Annotated in this window: 12 protein-coding genes; 6 read left to right on the top strand and 6 right to left on the bottom strand. The window is 69.1% G+C overall.

Annotation, left to right across the window (positions count from 1 at the left end; all coding sequences use genetic code 11):
• Positions 1-16 precede the first annotated feature (16 nt).
• From ABEA10_RS16220 to ABEA10_RS16210, 3 genes are all read left to right on the top strand, one after another.
• On the top strand, positions 17-775 hold the full coding sequence (locus tag ABEA10_RS16220; protein WP_345464230.1) for a DsbA family protein: 759 nt from the start codon (positions 17-19) through the stop codon (positions 773-775).
• Positions 776-911: 136 nt separating this feature from the next.
• Complete coding sequence (locus ABEA10_RS16215) at positions 912-3773, top strand: helix-turn-helix transcriptional regulator (RefSeq protein WP_345464227.1); 2862 nt, start codon at positions 912-914, stop codon at positions 3771-3773.
• A 467-nt stretch (positions 3774-4240) separates the two neighbouring features.
• Positions 4241-5455, top strand: a complete 1215-nt coding sequence (locus tag ABEA10_RS16210) for a metal-dependent hydrolase family protein (RefSeq protein WP_345464224.1) — start codon at positions 4241-4243, stop codon at positions 5453-5455.
• A gap of 176 nt (positions 5456-5631) precedes the next feature.
• On the opposite strand, the gene ABEA10_RS16205 is transcribed toward ABEA10_RS16210, so the two are convergent.
• The 6 genes from ABEA10_RS16205 to ABEA10_RS16180 all read right to left on the bottom strand — a co-directional run bounded on the left by ABEA10_RS16205 (position 5632) and on the right by ABEA10_RS16180 (position 11985).
• The gene (locus ABEA10_RS16205; protein ID WP_345464221.1) at positions 5632-6648 is read right to left on the bottom strand and encodes a proline racemase family protein; all 1017 of its coding nucleotides are present in this window, start codon (positions 6646-6648) and stop codon (positions 5632-5634) included.
• A complete protein-coding gene (locus tag ABEA10_RS16200; protein ID WP_345464217.1) occupies positions 6641-7537 on the bottom strand; it encodes a dihydrodipicolinate synthase family protein in 897 nt (298 codons plus the stop codon). The genes ABEA10_RS16205 and ABEA10_RS16200 overlap by 8 nt, the downstream gene beginning before the upstream one ends.
• Before the next feature lie 41 nt (positions 7538-7578).
• A complete protein-coding gene (locus ABEA10_RS16195) occupies positions 7579-8946 on the bottom strand; it encodes an FAD/NAD(P)-dependent oxidoreductase (RefSeq protein WP_345464214.1) in 1368 nt (455 codons plus the stop codon).
• Positions 8936-9184 carry a (2Fe-2S)-binding protein gene (locus tag ABEA10_RS16190; protein ID WP_345464211.1) on the bottom strand — a complete coding sequence of 83 codons (249 nt, stop codon included), beginning with the start codon at positions 9182-9184 and terminating at the stop codon, positions 8936-8938. The genes ABEA10_RS16195 and ABEA10_RS16190 overlap by 11 nt, the downstream gene beginning before the upstream one ends.
• Positions 9181-10314, bottom strand: a complete 1134-nt coding sequence (locus ABEA10_RS16185; RefSeq protein WP_345464208.1) for an NAD(P)/FAD-dependent oxidoreductase — start codon at positions 10312-10314, stop codon at positions 9181-9183. The genes ABEA10_RS16190 and ABEA10_RS16185 overlap by 4 nt, the downstream gene beginning before the upstream one ends.
• A gap of 537 nt (positions 10315-10851) precedes the next feature.
• Complete coding sequence (locus tag ABEA10_RS16180) at positions 10852-11985, bottom strand: PucR family transcriptional regulator (protein WP_345464205.1); 1134 nt, start codon at positions 11983-11985, stop codon at positions 10852-10854.
• A 341-nt stretch (positions 11986-12326) separates the two neighbouring features.
• Between ABEA10_RS16180 and ABEA10_RS16175 the strand changes: the two genes are divergently transcribed.
• The 3 genes from ABEA10_RS16175 to ABEA10_RS16165 all read left to right on the top strand — a co-directional run bounded on the left by ABEA10_RS16175 (position 12327) and on the right by ABEA10_RS16165 (position 18377).
• Positions 12327-14600 (top strand): metallopeptidase domain-containing protein, encoded by a 2274-nt coding sequence (locus tag ABEA10_RS16175; protein WP_345464202.1) that lies wholly within the window; start codon positions 12327-12329, stop codon positions 14598-14600.
• 322 nt (positions 14601-14922) lie between these two features.
• A complete protein-coding gene (locus ABEA10_RS16170; protein WP_345464199.1) occupies positions 14923-16644 on the top strand; it encodes an ABC transporter substrate-binding protein in 1722 nt (573 codons plus the stop codon).
• A gap of 344 nt (positions 16645-16988) precedes the next feature.
• Complete coding sequence (locus ABEA10_RS16165; RefSeq protein WP_345464196.1) at positions 16989-18377, top strand: GntT/GntP/DsdX family permease; 1389 nt, start codon at positions 16989-16991, stop codon at positions 18375-18377.
• Positions 18378-18469: the final 92 nt, after the last annotated feature.

Raw genomic sequence — 18469 nt, 5'->3', positions numbered from 1 at the left:
GAAGGCGGGGGTGCCGGTGAGACTGATCGATCGGGTCATGCCTCGGCCGGGTGCACGAGCCAGGGTGCTGGTGTCGGCCGCCATGATGCTCCTGGCCCTGGCGGTTCTGGCGGTGGCCGGGCTCACCGGAGGTTCAGCGCCGAAGCGGCCGGTGAGCACCGCCCCGTCCGCGAGGTACGGCCCGACGGGTACGGCCACGCCGCATCCGACGGGCGGCACTCCCACAGTCTTCGGTCCGGCGCCACCGAAGAACGATCCGGCGCTGTGGCTGGGGTCGAACTCCGCGCCGGTCACGGTGGAGGAGTTCGGTGACTTCCAGTGTCCGCACTGCGCGTCCTTCGCGCGTCGCACCGAGCCTGAGCTGCGGCGCCGGTACGTCGACACGGGTGTCGTCCGGTTCGTCTGGCGGGACTACCCGTGGATCGGCAAGGAGTCCGAGCGCGCGGCGATCGCCGCACGGGCCGCGGCCCGGCAGGGCAGGTTCTGGCCGTACCACGACGCTCTGTACGCGCACCGGTTTCCCGAGAACAGCGGCCACCTCGATGACGATTACCTGCGCGGGATCGCACAACGGCTGGGCTTGGACCTGTCCCGCTTCGACGCCGACCGTCGCGACCCGCGGGTCCGGGCGCAGGTGCGGAGAGAGATGGGGTTCGCCGAGGCGCTCGGCATGTCCGGCACCCCGGCGTTCCTGATCAACGGCACTTCTCTCTTCGGCGATCAGTCGCTGACGACCTTCGTGGCGGCCATCGAGAAGGCCCGCGTCGGGCGCTGAGGTCCGGCCAGGGGCGCGCGACCGCGGTCACGTGGGATCCGGCCGGCCGAACGGTGAGTCCGCGCAGCTCAGCGGTCTGGTCGGGCTGGAGTCGTCCGTGTTTGCGGATGATGCCGGCCGGTGGTCTCCTGAACCCATGGGGGACAAATCGTCGTCAACCGAAGGTGACGTCGACGCGGAGAACTCGTCGCGGCGCGGTCTGCGCGGCCGGACTCGGGAGTGGAGTGTCGTCACCCGGCTGCTGCGCTCGGCCGAGACGGGTCGGGGCGGGGTGCTACTGGTTGAGGGCCCCTCAGGAATAGGCAAGACCCGGCTGCTCGCGGAGGCCGTGGACGCCGCGGCGGAACGCGGCTTCATGATCGCCTTCGACAGAGCGGACGAACTGCGTCGGCTGGTACCACTGGAGCCGCTGACCTCGGCGCTCGGGGAGACCGCCCGGACCCTGGGAATGCCCAGGAGATTGACGTCTTCGGACGCCGGTGACCTGCGGTTGTGGGTGGTGGACCAGCTGCGGTCGCGGCTGGAGGATCGGCTGGCGCGCGGCGCGATGCTGATCACACTGGACGATCTGCAGTGGGCCGATCCTTCGACCCTGCGGGCGCTGCGCTCACTACTGCCTGACCTGTCCTCCTATCCGCTGGTATGGATGCTGGCCCGTACGAGGGGCAGAGAGCACACTGAGCTGGACCGCCTGTATGAGGTGCTGGAACGGGAGGGCGCCGACCGGCTGACGCTGGAGCCGCTGAACAAGGACGCGGTCATCGAGGTCGCCGAAGACGTGCTCGGCGGGACACCCGAGGCCGACCTGCTGACGCTGATCGCAGGAGCGGGGGGCAACCCGTTCCTGCTCGTCGAGTTGCTCGGTGGACTCCGTGAGGAAGCCGCGGTCGAACTTGTCCAGGGGCACGTGCGGCTGGCCTCAGGGCGACTGCCGCGAAGGCTCCAGACGTTCGCGCGAAGCAGCCTGGACCGGCTGACGCCACAGACCCGGCGCCTGCTCGAGGCGGCGGCGGTCCTCGGCCGCTCCTTCTCGCTGGACGACCTGGCCGACATGCTGGAGGAACCGGCCAACCACCTGTTGCTGGCGCTGGAGGAGGCGCTGAGGGCGCAGATCCTGGTCCCCGCCGAGGAACTCCTGATGTTCCGGCACGATCTGTTGCGGCAGGCGGTGATGGACAACCTCCCCCTGCCCGTACGCCGATGGTTGCATCTCAAGGCAGGTGAGACGCTGCTGGAACGCGGTGATTCGGCGGTGCCGGCGGCGACGCACTTCATGGTGCACGCCAAGCCCGGCGACGCGCGTGTCCTCAACGGATTGGACCGTGCGGCACGCGAGGTGCTCCCATCCTCACCGCGGACCGCGGCCGACCTCGCCCTCCGGGCTCTCGAGCTCACCAGCCCCTCCGATCCCGCCCGGTTCGACCGTACGGTCACCGCGGTCGGTGCCCTCACCGCGGCCGGACGGCTGTCGGAGTCGGCGGAACTGGCGCGGGGCGCGCTGAAGCACGCACCGTATGGCCAGGCCGCCGGCCTGCGGCATCAGCTGGCGCTCGTCCTGCTGATGAACGGCCGGCCGGAACAAGCGGTGGTCGAGGTCGAGACCGTGCTCGCCCAGCGGGACCTCCCCGACGAGCTTTGCGACGCGGTCGAGCTGACGTGGTTCGTGGCGCTCATCTTCCACAAGGACTTCTGGCGGGGCCGGCGGCGGGCGGAAGAGATCGTGGCCGAGCACACGGAGCACGCCCGGCACGGCCGCGCCGCCACGGTCGGCGCGTTCCTGCTTCTCCTTCACATCGCCTGGGCGGAGGGACGCATCACCGACGGGTTCGATCATGTCCGGGAGGCCGTGCGGACCGCGAGTGACGCGTCGATCGGGACGCACACCACGGTTCCACGTCTCTTCCTGGCGGCGTGCCTTCAGTGCATGCGCCGGTTCGAGGAGACTGAGACGGTCATCCATGCCACCGAGGAGGAGATCGAAGCGACGGGGCACACGGTGCACGCCGCCAACGTCGCCTTCGTGCGCGCGTACACACGGTTGACCGCCGGTCGGCTCGACGATGCCGCCGTGGAGGCTGAAGCAGGGCTGGAGACGGCCGACGAGCTGAACACGTACGGGTTCGCACGGTTGGGAGACGCCGTGCTCGCCATCGTCGCGCTACTGCGTGGAGACCAGTCCGAGGCCGTGCGGCGCATCGACCGGTACGTCAGCCAGGCCGAGGGAGACGCCATATCGTGGGGCTGGGGAATCTGGGCCATGGCGCTGGTGACCGAAGCACGATCCGGCCCCGGGCGAGCCAAGGAGGTGCTCGGTGCCGACACCGGAATGTGGCGCTGGTACCTGGTGCTGGAGCCCAACCTGGCGGCCTGGCAGACGCGAGTCTCGCTGGCCGCGGGAGACAAGCCGCTGGCGGAGGCCGTGGTCGCCACGGCCGATCGGCTCGCGCAGAGCAACCCTGACTGGCCCGCCCTCGCCCACGCCGCCGCTCACGCCCGCGGGGTCCTCGACAACGACGCGGCGTCGCTCGCCTATGCCGCCGCCCGGTTCGATGATCCGTGGGCACGTGCGTCGGCGGCTGAAGATCTCGGTGTCCTCCTCGCTCACGGCCCGGGCGAACGCGACCACCAGGCGGCGATCCATAGACTGGACCAGGCGCTCGTCGGCTACGAGAAAATCGGCGCTTCGCGGGACGCGGCTCGCATCCGCGCGAGACTGCGGCGGTTCGGCATCCGGCGCCGCCACTGGAGGCAGTCCGCCCGGCCCACGACCGGCTGGGACAGCCTTACCGATACAGAGCGCAGCGTCGCGGAACTCGTCGTCCAGGGCCTGTCGAACCGGCAGGTCGCCGCGCAGATGTTCATCTCGCCGCACACGGTCAAATTTCACCTTCGTCAGGTGTTCCGTAAGCTCGACATCGGCTCGCGCGTCGAACTGGTCCAGATCGCTGGGCGTGCGCCGGACACCGCGCCGATCGACCGAGCGCAGCCGGGATCGTGAGCGTTTCGGCCGGCCGCCCGCCGGCCCGGTGGTCCGGCGGCGCCCCCGTGGCACCGCCGGTCATTCTCGGCCGGGGATCGGGGCTTCCATTACCTGATTTTCCCGTCTCGCGCAACCTATCCCTACAGGTGATACGACAGGCCGGCTCCTTGAGCGAACATCGTGCCAATGCCGCTCGGAGCTCGCGGTGACCTGACCGGTCGAGATGGGGGAACGGCGCGGTCGGGACGAACGCCACTGCTCGAGCTCGCGGCATCGGACGGCACGACCGGGCCCTGGCCACATGGGGGGTGCCTGGGGCCCGGTCTGCCGGATACCGCCGGGCCGCACCGAGTTGCCGCCTTTGAGGGCGAGTGTCAGCATGACCTCATGAGACCGTCGCGCGACACCAGGCAAGTCGTGCCGGCCGGTGCGCTGGAGGTCGACGAGGTGCTCCTTCACGCCCGACGCGCGGTCGGCCTTCCTCGATGAGCGCACCACCGCCGCCGACCGGCGCGTCGACGTTCGTCGACGGCCGCTTCCTGGACCCCGAGTCCGGCGAGGTCGTCGAAGGAGATCTCCGGGTCGAGAACGGTCGCATCGTGGCGATGGGGGTCGTCGACCGCACCGACAGCGCCACGGTGGAACTGGGCGGCCGGATGGTCGTCCCCGGCCTCATCGACGCCCACTTCCACGCCTATGCCAGCGGGATGGGCGGGCTCGGCACCGAACGCCGGTTGGCGAGCTTCGTCGCGATCAACGCGGTGGAGCGGCTCAAAGGCGCCCTCAGGCGCGGTTTCACCACGGTGCGCGATCCGGCCGGCGGCGACGCCGGCCTCGCACGGGCCATCACGGACGGCCTGGTCCGGGTGCCCCGTTACCTGTACACCGGTCCCGCTCTCAGCCAGACGGGCGGGCACGGCGACCCGCGCGAGCCGGACGTCGACGTCTGCTTCACCTGCGGGCACCTGTGCGAGGTCGTCGACGGCGTGGACGCGATGCGCAAGGCGGCGCGAGAACGGCTTCGCGTGGGCGCGCATGCCATCAAGGTGATGACGTCCGGGGGGATCAGCTCTCCGACGGATCCTCTCCGCCCGCCTCAGTACTCGGACGAGGAGTTGTGTGCCGTAGCGGATGAGGCGCGGCGTCGTCACTCCTATGTCGCCGCCCACGCGTACTCGCCGGAGGCCATCCTCCACTCGGTGCGCAACGGGGTCCGTTCGATCGAGCACGGGAACCTCCTCGACGATGCCAGTGCCGCGGCGATGAGGGAGCACGGCGCCTTTCTGGTGCCGACGCTGGGCGCGTACGACGCCATCCACCGGCGTGCCGACGAGCTGGGTCTACCCGGCTTCGCACGGCGGAAGAACGACGAGGTGCTCGAGGCGGGATGTGATTCGCTGAAGGTCGCCGGACGCCACGGCCTACCGATCGGATTCGGTAGCGACAACATGGGTGAGCTGGTCGGCGAGCAGCTGTGCGGTATTCCGCTGCACCTGCGAGTACGGACGCCCCTTGCGGTCCTCCAGTCGCTGACGTGCGTCAACGCGGACCTCATCCGGCGAGACGACCTTGGACGACTCAGGGTCGGCGCGGTCGCGGACCTGCTGGTCCTGGCAGGGGATCCGCTCTCGGACCCCGACGTCCTGTGGGACGAAGCGCGACCGCGTAGCGTCGTACAGGCCGGCCGCGTCACCTGCTGACCGCCTGGCGTGATCCGTGCCGGGTCGGAGCCGCACGAGCGGCACACCATCGGCGAGCGTGCCGCTCGACGCCGTTCAGGCGGTCGGCGAGAGGGCGTCGTGTGCAGCGACGGGGTCGCCGGCAGCGGTCTCCGCCACGATGCCGGAGGGGTCGTGAGGGGAGTGGCTGTTGATCATCAAAGGAGAAACCCCTCGGAGAAGGTGTCGTCGGGGTCGAGGAGATACTGGGCGGTGCCGGTCACCCACGCCCGGCCCGTGACGGCCGGCACGACCGCGGGCCGCGTTGCCGCTCCCGCCGCGGAGATGGTCGTCTCTTCCGTGATGCGCCCGATGAAGCGGCTGCCGATGAAGGACTCGTTGACGAACTCGTCGCCGGGTTCGATCTCACCGCGACGGTGCAGCTGGGCGAGCCGGGCCGAAGTGCCGGTGCCGCACGGCGACCGGTCGAACCAGCCGGGGTGGATCGCCATCGCGTGCCGGGAGTGCCGGGCGTCGGATCCGGGCGCGACGAACTGTACGTGGTGGCAGCCGCCGATGGCCGGATCCTCCGGGTGGATCGGCCGGTGCTGATCGTTGATCGCGTCCATCATCGCCAGCCCGGCGGAGAGGATGTCGTTCTTGTACGCCCGGTCGAACGGCAGCCTCACCCGCTCGATGGGCAGGATCGCGTAGAAGTTGCCGCCATAGGCCATGTCGTAGGTCACCGTGCCGATGCCCGGGACCTCGACCATCTCATCCAGAGCGGTTGAGAACGCGGGCACGTTCTGGATGGTGACGCTCCTGGCCGCGCCGCCCTGCACGGCGACCTCGGCGACGACGAGGCCGGCCGGTGTGTCCAGGCGGATCGTGGTGACCGGCTCGCGCACCTGCACCATGCCGGTCTCGACCAGCACGGTCGCGACTCCGATCGTGCCGTGCCCGCACATCGGAAGGCAGCCGGAGACCTCGATGAACAGCACGCCGTAGTCCGCGTCCTCGCGGGTCGGCGGCTGCAGGATCGCGCCGCTCATCGAGGCGTGCCCGCGCGGCTCGTACATCAGCAGGGTGCGGATGTGGTCGAGGTTGTCGATGAAGTGGCGCCGCCGTTCGGACATGGTCGCCCCCGGGATGACGCCGACCCCGCCGGTGATGACGCGCGTGGGCATCCCCTCGGTGTGGGAGTCCACGGCGTGGAACACGCGCCGGCTACGCATCGCTCTCCAGGTACGCGACCGCCTCGGTGGCCACACGTACGGTCTTCTCCTGCTCCTCGGTGAGCGGCAGGCGGGGAGGGCGGCACGGGCCGCCGTACCGGCCGAGCAGATCCATCGACAACTTGATCGCCTGGACGAACTCGGTCCTGGAGTCCCAGCGCAACAGGGGATGGAGCGCCTTGTACAGCGGCCGCGCACGGTCGAGATCAGCATCGACGGCGGCTCGGTACAGCGCGACGCTCGCCCTCGGCAACGCGTTCGGGTAGCCCGCGATCCATCCCTTGGCGCCGGCCAGAGCGAGCTCCAGCAGTACGTCATCCGCGCCGATCAGCAGGTCAAGCTCCGGCGCCAGCTCGGCGATCCGGTAGCCACGCCGTACGTCGCCGCTGAATTCCTTGACCGCCACGATGTGACCGGCCGCGTGCAGGCGCGCCAGCAGCGGCGGAGTCAGATCCACCTTCGTGTCGTGCGGATTGTTGTACGCGACGACCGGGAGCCCGGCCTTGGCGACCTCGGCATAATGCGCCGCGACGATACGATCGTCGGCCCGGTAGCCGTTCGGTGGAAGAAGCAGTACCGCGCCGGCACCGGCATCCCGTGCCTGCTCCGCCCAGCGCCGTGACTCGGCCGAACCGTAGGCGCCGACGCCTGGCATCACCCGGTCGCCACCGACCGCCTCGACAGCGGTACGGACGATGCGGGCCCGTTCCTCATCCGAGAGCGTCTGGTACTCACCCAGCGAGCCGTTCGGGCACACACCATCGCAGCCGGCGTCGACCAGCCAACGAAGATGCTCTGCGTAGCGGTCGTAATCGACCGACAGATCATCTCGCAGGGGCAACGCGGTGGCGACCATGACGCCGTGCCATGGCTTACGCGTGGTACTCATGGTTCTCCTTCATTGCGGTGAGTCAGAGGACGGTTGATCGATCACGGATGCCCGGTGGCGATGTCGCGGAGGCGTACCGGCTGAGCGATCGGGCGTCGCGCGAGCCCGCGAAGATCGTCCGCGTCGGGCGCCCGGCCCGTGGCCGCGGCGGTGAGCCGGCTCGCCGCGTAGCCGCACACTCTGCCCTGGCACCAGCCCATGCCGACGCGGCTGAGCAGTTTGACCGACCGGGGATCCGCGGCGCCGAGCTCGACGGCCGCGTCGAGCCCCGCACGTGTGACCTCCTCGCAGCGGCACACGAGAGTGTCATCCCGCAGCCGGCCCATCCAGTCGTTCGGAACGGGATACGCCCGGTGCATGGCCGTGGCGAACGCTCGCAGGCGCCTTCGTCTGGCCGTGAGCCTCCGGACCTCGGCCGGGGACGCCGGGGACCTCCCGCTCAGCGCCGCCGCGGCGGCCAGGCCGGCCAGCTCCCCTTCCACCAGCGCCAGCTGCGCGCCGCCCACCCCCGTGGTCTCACCTGCGGCATAGACGCGGGGGACGTTCGTACGCTGCGCCGCGTCCACGACCGCGATCAGGCTCCCGTCCACGTCCACCCGTGTCTCACAGCCGAGTTGCAGCGGGACCTCCAGCTGCGGTGTGAACCCGTACCCGACCGCCAGGACGTCGCACTCGATGAGACGCTCGTCCACCGGCGCCCCCGTGCGATCGAGCCGGGCGACGACGACGGCCTCGACCTCGCGGTCTCCCCGCGCCTCGATCACCACATGTCCAGCGCGGTACGGGATCCGATGACGCGCCAGCGCGACCCCGTATCCGGCGCCTTCCACGGCCTTGTCCGGATGGGCGGTGAGACTGCGGGCGAAACCGTACGGCCGGTTCCCCTCGAACACCCCCGCGACCGTGGCACCGGCCTTGGCCAGGCCCGTGGCGACCGGCAGGAGGAAGGGCCCCGTGCCGGCGACGACCACACGCGACCCCGCCGTGACGAGATCACCTTTGACAAGGGCCTGGGCACCCCCGGCGGTCAGCACGCCGGGCAGGTCCCAGCCGGGAAACGGCAGCGACCGGTCATGGGCACCGGCCGCCACGATGACAGCACGCGCCCCGACCTCCACCGGCCGCTCCTCACGGGCGCCCCGCAGGGCGTGCACCGTGAAGCCGTCCTCAACGTGCCAGACCCGGTGACCCGGCAGGTAGGTCAGCAGCCCGAGCCGGTCACGTAGCCGCGCGAAGGTCTCCCAGTCGCGATGGGACTCCCCGGTCTCCGCCGCGTGATGCCGGTAGTACTGCCCTCCCGGCCGCCGCCCGGCGTCCAGGAGCGCGACGTCCAGACCCGCTCCGGCGGCGGTCACCGCCGCGGCGAGCCCGGCCGGGCCCGCACCGATCACCGCCACGTCATGCATCATCCGGCCCCCTCACGATGTCACCGGGCCGCGCCTCGATCATGCACGCCCGCAGCGACGCCTGATCATTGACGGTGATCAGACAGTCGAAGCACACCCCGATCCCGCAGAACAGGCCGCGTGGCCGCGCCCCCACCCGAGTCGTACGCCACGATTTGATCCCTGCGGCGATCAGGGCTGCACCGATGCTCTGTCCCGGTACGAACGGCACCCGCCGGCCCGCGAAAGTGATCTCATTCATGAGGCCTCCGTAAAACGCTCTGGCCGGAAGGGGGTGAGGTCCAGATCAGGTTTCTCACCCGTGAGCACTTGAGCGAGCGCGTGCCCGGTCGCTGCGGCCAGACCGACGCCCGCCCCTTCGTGACCACACGCGTGCAACAGACCCTCCGCTCGTGGATCCGGCCCCAAAACCGGCAGGTGATCCGGGCAGTAGGGGCGGAAACCGTGGTACGCGCGGATCGTTGCCACGTCCTCGAGAACGGGAAACAGTGCGATCGCCTGGCGGGCGAGGCGCCGCAACACCGGCAGCGAGAACCCGCGATCGAACCCGACCCGTTCCCTGCTGGCCCCGATGAGCACGGTGCCCGCCCGAGTCCCCTCCACGACCGCCGATGTCTCCAGCCCCTCGTCGTCGCTCGCGACATCGGCCACGTACTCCGCGGCGTACACCTTGTGCCGGATCAACGGCGGCAACGGCTCGGTGACGAGGACGAACCCACGGCGCGGCAGCACCGGCACCTCCACGCCGGCGAGCGCCGCGATCTCCCCACCCCAGGTGCCGGCCGCGTTGACGACCACGCCGGCCGCGATCTCGTCCTGGTCCGTACGGACCCCGACGATCCGATCGCCCGCGCGGATCAGCTCGGTGACGGTCACACCGGTGCGAACCCGGGCACCGGACGCACGCAACAGCCGCGCGGCGGCCAGCATCGGCTGGACCTGCGCATCCTGCGGATAGAACGCGCCGCCGGCGAGTTCTCTCGCCAGGTGCGGCTCATAGCCGGGCAGGTCCGCGGAGGTGACCGGCACCACCTCCACGCCGGCCGCGCGTTGCCGCGCCTCCAGGTCACCCAGCCCGGTGCGGCTGCCGGCGGTCGCGGCGACGACGAGCCCGCCCTTGGGCTCATACTCAAAGCCTCCGACCTCGACGGCGAGTCGTCGCCACAGCCGGGACGAGAGCAACGCGAGATCCAGCTCGGGCCCGGGCTCCTTGTCGGAGACCAGAACATTGCCCTCGCCGGCACCGGTCGTCCCGCCGGCGACGGAGCGCCGGTCGACGACCGTGACGGTCAGACCGGCGCGTGCGGCGTAGAACGCGCACGACGCCCCGGTGATCCCCGCTCCGACGACCAGCACATCCGTCTTCTGCATCATCAACCCGGCTAGGAACGGAACTCGCGTTCCGCCTGGGCGGCGTATCCGATCGCCGTCTGGCGCTCCACGGCGGTGAAGAGACCGACGGTCAGCCGAGCAGTGGTCACGTCACTCCCTTCGCTTTGTTCGGACCTCATTCGGTGTCGAGCACGCCGTATCGCCCGATGTCCGGAGCCGACGGGCGAAACCGCGACCGTAAGGCGGCACGGCATGGACATGAGCACGGATCCGGCAAGCAGCATCCGAACGAGTTCCCGGTAGACATGTTGTTCGTCTGTGGCCGGGTCGGGAAACCGTCAACCGTCGAGTCTCCGGCTCGGTCATACTCGACACTGGTCGGTAGCGGAGCGGCCCAGGGCTGATCGATACCGGCCTCCGCGGTCTGCTGATTCGAGAAGGCGAGCGAGGTGGACCCGCCCACCACCGAGACGGCGCCGAGCCAGGGTGCTCCTCCTCACGGCGACCGGAGCCACCGATGACGAGCAGAACGGTTCGAGGGCATCGCACGATGCGGTCGATGCGGCCCGGGGAAAGCTACGCCGGCCCCTTCAACCGTGCCAGCTTCAACGCCAGGTGCAGGGACAGCCGCTCATTGCCGTTCTTCAGGTCGGTGCCGGCGAGCTGTTCGACGCGTTGCAGCCGGTAGTACAGGGAGGTGCGGTGCAGGTTCAACCGCTCCGCGGTGACGCGTGCGTTGCCCGCCATGTCGAGGTAGGTCTCCAGGGTCTCCAGTAGCGGCTGATTGCTGGGATCCTTGAACAGCTCCTCCAGACCGGGATGGACACTGGCGCCGTTCGTCACCTCGCTGGACAGCTGTGACAGGACGCGGTAGATCCCCAGCTGCGACCAGCTCGCCACCGGCCCGACGACCGGAAGCTGAACGGCGATCCGCGCGGCCAGCACCGCTTCGTCATACGACATGCGGACCTCGGACAACTCTGAGCGCGGACGCCCGACGCCGACCACCGCACGGGCCACTGAGGACAGCCCGCGAATGGTGGTCCGCAGTGCGTCGTTCACATGCTCGGCGACGGCGAGTGGGGGAGCATGACCTTGCCTGTCCCGGACCAGCAGCACGCCGTGGTCGTAACGCACCAGATGCACGGCCTCGCGAGGACCGATCCACCGGCGGCTCGCGACCAGTGCCTGCTCCAGGGCGATGCGGGCCAGGTCGTCGAGTCGCACGTCCGGCCGCGGGACCAAGCGGGCGACGACCGCGGTGGTGGGAGCGCCGTCAGCGGAGATCAGGTTGTCTTCCAGCAGGCTCGTCGCACCATGCCGCTGCGCGTCCCGCTCGTCGGCGAGCAGGAGTCGGATCGCCTCCGTCTCCCGTTGCGACCGCAGCTCTCCGGTGAGGTTCTCGCGGTACAGCGCGAGCGCCAGATCGGTGGTCGTCGTCGACACCGCGGCGATCTCCTCGTCGGTCATCGACTGGTCCGCGTCGATGAGCCACGCGAATCCGAGCAACAGGTCGCCGTGCCGGATCGGGACACAGATCCTGGGCAGCATCTTCAACTCGGCGCAGGCAGGGGTCCGGATGGGCTCGGTGGCCCGCACGATGCCGACCTGCCGGAAGAACGCGATCACCTCAGGTGTGGTCTGCCGCCGCAGGATCGACAGCCGGCGTACCTCGTCCATCGGCTCGAGTTGCTCGCTGTAGACGACCACACGCTGACGATGGTCTTCGATCACCGCGGGCCGACCGACCCTGCTTGCGACAGAGTCCACGATCGTTTGCAGGTCAGAGACCATCACGCACCCTCGACAGAGCAGGTGGGGTCATATGTCGATAGATCAACTACTTGCCCGGACTGTACTCCTTTGGTGCGGCGTGATCGAGGCGTCCCGCTGATCGACGAATCCCGACAGACGTCGGGGTTGCCGCCGGGGGCTTCCGGCATCTGCACAGTGACCGGTGCACATCCGGATCGTAGGGTTCGGCCTCGGTGCGTTCGCTACAGAAGGTGTTGTTCATGCTCTATAGCCGCAGACATCGCTCTTCCCGGCGTGTGACCGCAAAGGCCTTGGCCGTGTTCTTCGCCGTCCTGCTCGGCATATCGCTGAGCATGGCCGGGACCGGCCAGGCCGCGCCGACGGGGCACGCGCCGGCGCTACGGCCGATCGACCCCCAGCATGTGCAGGACCAGCAGGACATGACCTGGAACGACTACAAGCCGATTCCGGGTATGAGCTGGGCGACCAGCGGGGCGGTCCCGACCCGCCGTGCGCTACGGGTCGCGCTTGTCGCCGTTGACTTCCCCGACGAGCCATTCGTGATCACCAAGGCGAAGAAATCCGACCCGTTCGGCAACCCGCAGATCGATCCGGTGTCCCGTGACCAGGTGGCGAAGTTCTACGCCGATTTCTTCAACAAGCCGAGCGCGGTGAACCACTACCAGACCATCAACGGGTACTGGATGGAACAGAGCGGCGGGCAGGTCGGCATCTCCTCAGTGACGCCCTACGGGCCGTACCGGATGCCGAAGAACTCCTCCCAGTACGGCCTGAACGACATCGGCCAGCCGCAGCAGCAGGGCTGTCCGGGCCAGACCACGGTGACCGGCGCCCAGACCGATGTGACCACCGTCGCGGTGGAGTCGACCAGGTTCCTCAAGGTCGGCGACCTCATCACGATCGCCGGCGCCACCCCGTCCGGCCAGAAGACCGTGACGGGCATACCCGACGACACGCACCTCACGCTCGACTCCACGGTGACGGTCCCCGACAAGGCGAGCCTCAACAACTGTGCCGGGACCCGGCTGGAGAGCGACGCCGACAAACTGTGGCACGCCGACGCCGGCTGCACCGGCGACTGCGGCTACGACGTGGTCCTGCGGGTCTACGCCGGCTACGACGAGACCTCGGTGTGGCAGGAGTTCGGCGAGATGAAGTTCCAGTCGCCGCAGGACGTGCCGCGCGACACTTGGGGCAACCCGAACCCGGCCCTGCCGAACACGGTGCCCAGCCGGTACGTGCCCTGGACCTCCTGGCTCGCCGGCTCCCAACTGTGGGGCCAGTCCACGGTCCGGCAGGGGGAGAGCTCGGGCACGATCACGCACGAGCTGAGTCACTTCTTCTTCAGCATCGGTGACAACAACAACAATCCCTATGCGACGCCCTACCACCGGGTCGGGTCGGGGCCATGGGACATGATGGATCGCGGCTCGTTCAACGGTCCGGGCGGTCCGCACAACCGCTGGGAAGTGCCGGCGCAACAGGGCGCCTCGATGGGAGCCGAGCACACCCTGCGGAGCAAGATCGGGATGGGCTTCGTCCCGTACGCCTCGGTGCTGCGGCTCAACCGTGACGGACTCGCCAAGTCGGGTCTGGCGGTCGCGGACGTGATCGCCAGGGCGGTGAACGCCGAGAAGCCGCCCACCGGCTCCCTGGCGGGTGTCCAGGTGTCACTGGACGGCGGCGCGCCGGTCGACCACGAGCCGGCGTGCGACGTCGACACCGACCCGCTGTGCGACGGCGGTGGCCCCTCCGGCGGCTGGAGCAACTACACGCTCGAGACGGTTCAGCGGATCGGGTACGGCTCGTTCGAGCCGGACAACGGCGTGTTGATCGCCAAGAACAAGCCGTATGAGCCCGGTGGACCCTCCAAGGAAGGTTCGAGCTGCGGCTACAACTGCTTCACCTGGGTGGAGGACGCGCATCCGGAGGACATCGGCCGGCTTGACTTCAAGCGGCCGGACGGCACCCCGGTGATGCGCACCATCGGAGACTACCGACAGCTCAATGATGCGCTGTTCCACGCCGGAACGAACTCGGGGTCGCAGAACGAGTACGTGGACGCGAAGAACGACCTGCACTTCTACATTCTCGACCGGTACACCGACGCCAAGGGACTGCTGCACTACATCATCGGCGTACAGAACCCGACCGGCGCCGGACCGCAGCGACGCGGCGTCGCCGTAGCCCAGGGCAGGCCGGTCGGCCGGGCCCCGGCGTGGGCCACCGACTGTACGTTCCCGGTGACCAACACCGGGCAGGACGCGGCCACCGATCCGGCACTGCACCCACAGGACGAGCGCGCCTACCTGCGGAGCGACATCTACCGGCTGTCGACCGCCGTCGCGGGATCGGGTTGGTCGGCGCAACTGCCGAACAAGCTCACCACGGCGGCATTCGGCAAGAGCGTCAACGTCCCGGTCTACGTGACCCGTACGCCGGGCAGCGCCCGATCCGCCACGGTCAAGCTGACCGCGACCTCGGTGAGCGACCCGCGGAAGACGGCCACCTCGACCTGCAAGGTGAACGTCAGCGACACGAACCACTGACCAGGCCACCCACCGAACCGTCCGGGCCGGCAGAACATCGCCGGCCCGGACGGCCGTACCGGCGGTGGCGCGGTGGAGCGGGGCGATGGACCGATACGCCGCGCTCTGTACGCGAAGAGGCTGGTCGGCCGCCGGCCGTCGGCCTCGTGATCGTGTCGGGTCTGGCGATCTCTGCCGCGGTCCGAGCCTTCACCTTGTCCGGCGACGGCCTGCGTGACGCGCTCGACCCGTGTTCCCGCCGATCACAGAGCTGATCGATGTCATGAGTTCCTTTCTGAAGGAGGAATGCCACCCAATGAGAAGAAGAACTCCCCTGGTGGCGATGGGTGTCGTTCTGTCACTCGCGCTGGCCGCGTGCGGAGGCACCGGTGGTTCCGGCGGCAGTGGCGGCGGGAACGGCACGTTCAACGCCGGGCTCAGCAGTGTGGTCAATCCGTCGACCAAGGCGGGGGGCACGCTGCGATTCGCGAACGCGGGCACCTGGGACAACGTCGATCCGGCCGACACGTACTACGGCTATTCGTGGGACTTCATCCGTTTCTACGGGCGTGCACTGACGATGTTCAAGCCGGGCGCGGGGCGCGGAAGTCAGCAATTGGTTCCCGACCTGGCGCAGAGCCTCGGCGAGCACAGCGCCGACTTCAAGACGTGGACGTACAAGCTCAAGCCGGGCGTCAAGTACGAGGACGGAACACCGGTGCGCGCCCAGGACGTCAAGTACGACGTCGAGCGCACGCTGGACAAGAGCACGTTCCCGAACGGCCCGACGTACTTCAACGACTTCCTCGACCTGCAGGGCTACACCTCGCCCTACAAGGACAAGTCGCCGGACAGGCTGGGCTTGACGGCGATCGAGACGCCGGATGACAACACGATCATTTTCCACCTGAAGAAGCCGTTCGCCGGCTTCGACTACTTCACGATGCTGCCGGCCACCATCCCGGTGCCGCCCGCCAAGGACACCGGCGCGGACTACAAGCAGCACGTGATGTCCACCGGCCCGTACAAGTTCGAGAATTACACCGTCGGCAAGTCGCTGACCCTGGTCCGCAACCCGAACTGGGACTCGGCCACCGACCCGAACCGCAAGGCGCTCCCGGACCGGATCGAGGTCCAGATGGGCGTCAACGCCGATGACCTGGACAACCGGCTGATGAACGGGTCGCTGGACGTGGACGTCGCGGGGACCGGCGTGCAGGCGGCCGCCGCTGCCAAGATCCAGTCGAACCCGAACCTGAAGAAGAACGCGGACGCCGCGCCCACGACCCGGCTGAACTACGTTCAGATCTCCTCGTCGGTGCCGCCGTTCGACAACATCCACTGCCGTCGCGCGATCGAGTACGCCACGGACAAGACCGCGATGCAGACCGCCAACGGAGGTCCGCTGTCCGGCGGTGACATCGCGACTCACCTGATGCCACCGACCATTCTGGGTTCCCGGGACGCCGACCCGTACCCGTCGGGTCCGGGCAACCACGGTGACCTGGCAAAGGCCAAGCAGGAGCTGCAGGCGTGCGGTAAGCCGAACGGCTTCAGCACCGTCATCACCGCGCGGGCCGAGCGGCTCAAGGAGGTCAACGCGGCCCTCGCTCTGCAGCAGGGCCTGCAGAAGGTCGGCATCAAGGCCGAGATCAAGAAGTATCCGCAGGGCGACTACTTCAAGCTGTACGCCGGCAACACGGACTACGTGAAGAAGAACGGCCTCGGCCTGATCATGATGTCGTGGGGCGCCGACTGGCCGGAGGGCTTCGGTTACCTTGAGCAGATCGTCGACAGCCGCGTCATCCGGCCTGCGGGCAACAGCAACCTGGGTGTGAAGGATCCGGCCGTCGACCGGCTGATGGACAAGGCGGCCGTGACGGGTGACACCAACGCCCGTAACGCGCTGTACGCCCAGGTCGACGCCAAGGTGATGAACGACGCGTTCATCGTGCCGTTCCTGAACGTGAAGCAGCTTCTGTACCGGCCGCCGAACCTGAAGAACGTCTATGTCAGTCAGGGGCTCAACGCTTACTACGACTACACCCAGCTGGGTGTGAAGTAGCCGCCGGGAAGACGTCCGGCAAGAAGGCGGGTGAAGGCATCGGTGGACGGCGGGCGGGTTCACCGCCCGCCGTCCACCGATGCCAGGCGCTCTGGCCGGCTTCCTCCATCGGGCCGCGCGCGTCGAGTAGGCGGCTCCCGGGTCCGGGTCGTCCGTAGAAGGCGTCAGGAGCCGGCGTCAGGCGAGAGAGCGACGCTTGGCGTCCGGTACCTGGTGGTTTGCGGGGAGAGCAGTCAGGATGGACGCCGTGATCGCTTCCCGCGCGCCGCCGGCGCAGTACCCCACCTGTCCCAGGGATGACCCCCTCGACCCCCACCAGCCTCACGACAGGAAGAGAGCCCCCATTGACAGCGCTCGCTGATCCAGCGCTGGCCGCGTCCTCCTGGACCGGCCACGACACCCGGCTGATCGTGGCGGCCGTCATCGGTGTCGCCGTCATCGTCGTACTGATCACGCAGTTGAAGGTCCATCCGTTCCTCGCGCTCGCGCTGGGGTCCGGAGCGCTCGGTGCCGTCGCCGGCATGCCCCTCGAAAAGATGATCACCAGCTTCAGCAAGGGAGTGGGCGACGTCGTCGCGAGCGTCGGCGTCCTCATCGCCCTCGGCGCGATGCTCGGCAAGCTGCTCGCGGAGTCCGGCGGGGCCGACCAGATCGTCGACACCATCCTCGCCAAGTCCGGCGCGCGCATGCTGCCCTGGGCGATGACGCTCATCGCCGTGCTGATCGGGCTGCCGATGTTCTTCGAGATCGGCCTGGTCCTGCTCGTGCCCGTGGTCCTGCTCGTCGCGCGGCGCTCCGGGCGGCCGCTCATGCTCCTCGGCATCCCGGCGCTCGCCGGCCTGTCCGTGCTGCACGGCCTGGTGCCGCCGCACCCGGGTCCGCTCGTCGCGATCAGCACGGTCAAGGCCGACCTGGGCGTCACCCTCGCCCTCGGGCTGCTCGTCGCCGTCCCGACCGTGATCATCGCCGGGCCGCTGTTCGGCCGGGTGGCCGCGCGCTGGGTGCACGCCGAGCCGCCCGCCGGTCTGATGGCCGACGGCGAGGACCGCGAGGGCGAGGAGAACCGGCGGCGGCCCGGGTTCGGGCTCACGGTCGGGACCGTCCTGCTCCCCGTCGTGCTCATGCTCGCCAAGGCCGTCGCCGACGTCTGGCTGGACGACGGCGGCCTCCGTACGGCCCTCGACGCGATCGGCACGCCGCTGTTCGCCCTGCTCGTCGCGGTCATCGTGGGGATGTTCACGCTCGGGCTGCCGGCCGGGTTCGGCAAGGAGCGGATCTCCGGCATCGTCGCCGAGTCCCTGCCGCCCATCGCGAGCGTCATGCTCATCGTGGCCGCCGGCGGCGGCTTCAAGCAGACGCTGGTCGACGCCGGTGTCGGCAAGGCCATCACCCAGGCCGCGAACGGCGCGAACATCTCCGCGCTGCTGCTCGGCTGGCTGGTCGCGGTCGGCATCCGGCTCGCGACCGGATCGGCCACCGTCGCGACCATCTCGGCGGCCGGCATCGTGGCCCCGCTCGCCGCCGGGATGAGCACCTCGCACACGGCCCTGCTGGTCCTGGCCATCGGCTCGGGGTCGCTGTTCTTCTCCCACGTCAACGACGCCGGCTTCTGGCTCGTCAAGGAGTTCTACGGGATGAGCGTGGGCCAGACCATCAAGACGTGGTCGATCATGGAGACGATCATCTCGGTCGTGTCGATCGTGCTCATCATGCTGCTCAACCTGGTGCTGTGAGCCGGTCCGTGCCAGCGCTCTGACCTGCGCGAACAATTCCCGAACAACCGAACAACGCCAGGCCGTGGGAAACCGCCGCCGGAGCCTCTAGA

Source organism: Actinoallomurus oryzae, assembly GCF_039541955.1.
Taxonomy (GTDB): Bacteria; Actinomycetota; Actinomycetes; order Streptosporangiales; family Streptosporangiaceae; genus Actinoallomurus; species Actinoallomurus oryzae.
Note: the sequence above shows the minus strand (reverse complement) of the source record. Positions and strands in the feature narration are given on the sequence as shown.

Bases quoted from the DNA above. Each gene is read 5' to 3' on its own strand.
- ABEA10_RS16215 (WP_345464227.1), top strand. From the start codon at position 912: ATGGGGGACAAATCGTCGTCAACCGAAGGTGACGTCGACGCGGAGAAC.
- ABEA10_RS16210 (WP_345464224.1), top strand. From the start codon at position 4,241: ATGAGCGCACCACCGCCGCCGACCGGCGCGTCGACGTTCGTCGACGGC.
- ABEA10_RS16205 (WP_345464221.1), bottom strand. From the start codon at position 6,648: ATGCGTAGCCGGCGCGTGTTCCACGCCGTGGACTCCCACACCGAGGGG.
- ABEA10_RS16200 (WP_345464217.1), bottom strand. From the start codon at position 7,537: ATGAGTACCACGCGTAAGCCATGGCACGGCGTCATGGTCGCCACCGCG.
- ABEA10_RS16195 (WP_345464214.1), bottom strand. From the start codon at position 8,946: ATGATGCATGACGTGGCGGTGATCGGTGCGGGCCCGGCCGGGCTCGCC.
- ABEA10_RS16190 (WP_345464211.1), bottom strand. From the start codon at position 9,184: ATGAATGAGATCACTTTCGCGGGCCGGCGGGTGCCGTTCGTACCGGGA.
- ABEA10_RS16185 (WP_345464208.1), bottom strand. From the start codon at position 10,314: ATGCAGAAGACGGATGTGCTGGTCGTCGGAGCGGGGATCACCGGGGCG.
- ABEA10_RS16170 (WP_345464199.1), top strand. From the start codon at position 14,923: ATGGGTGTCGTTCTGTCACTCGCGCTGGCCGCGTGCGGAGGCACCGGT.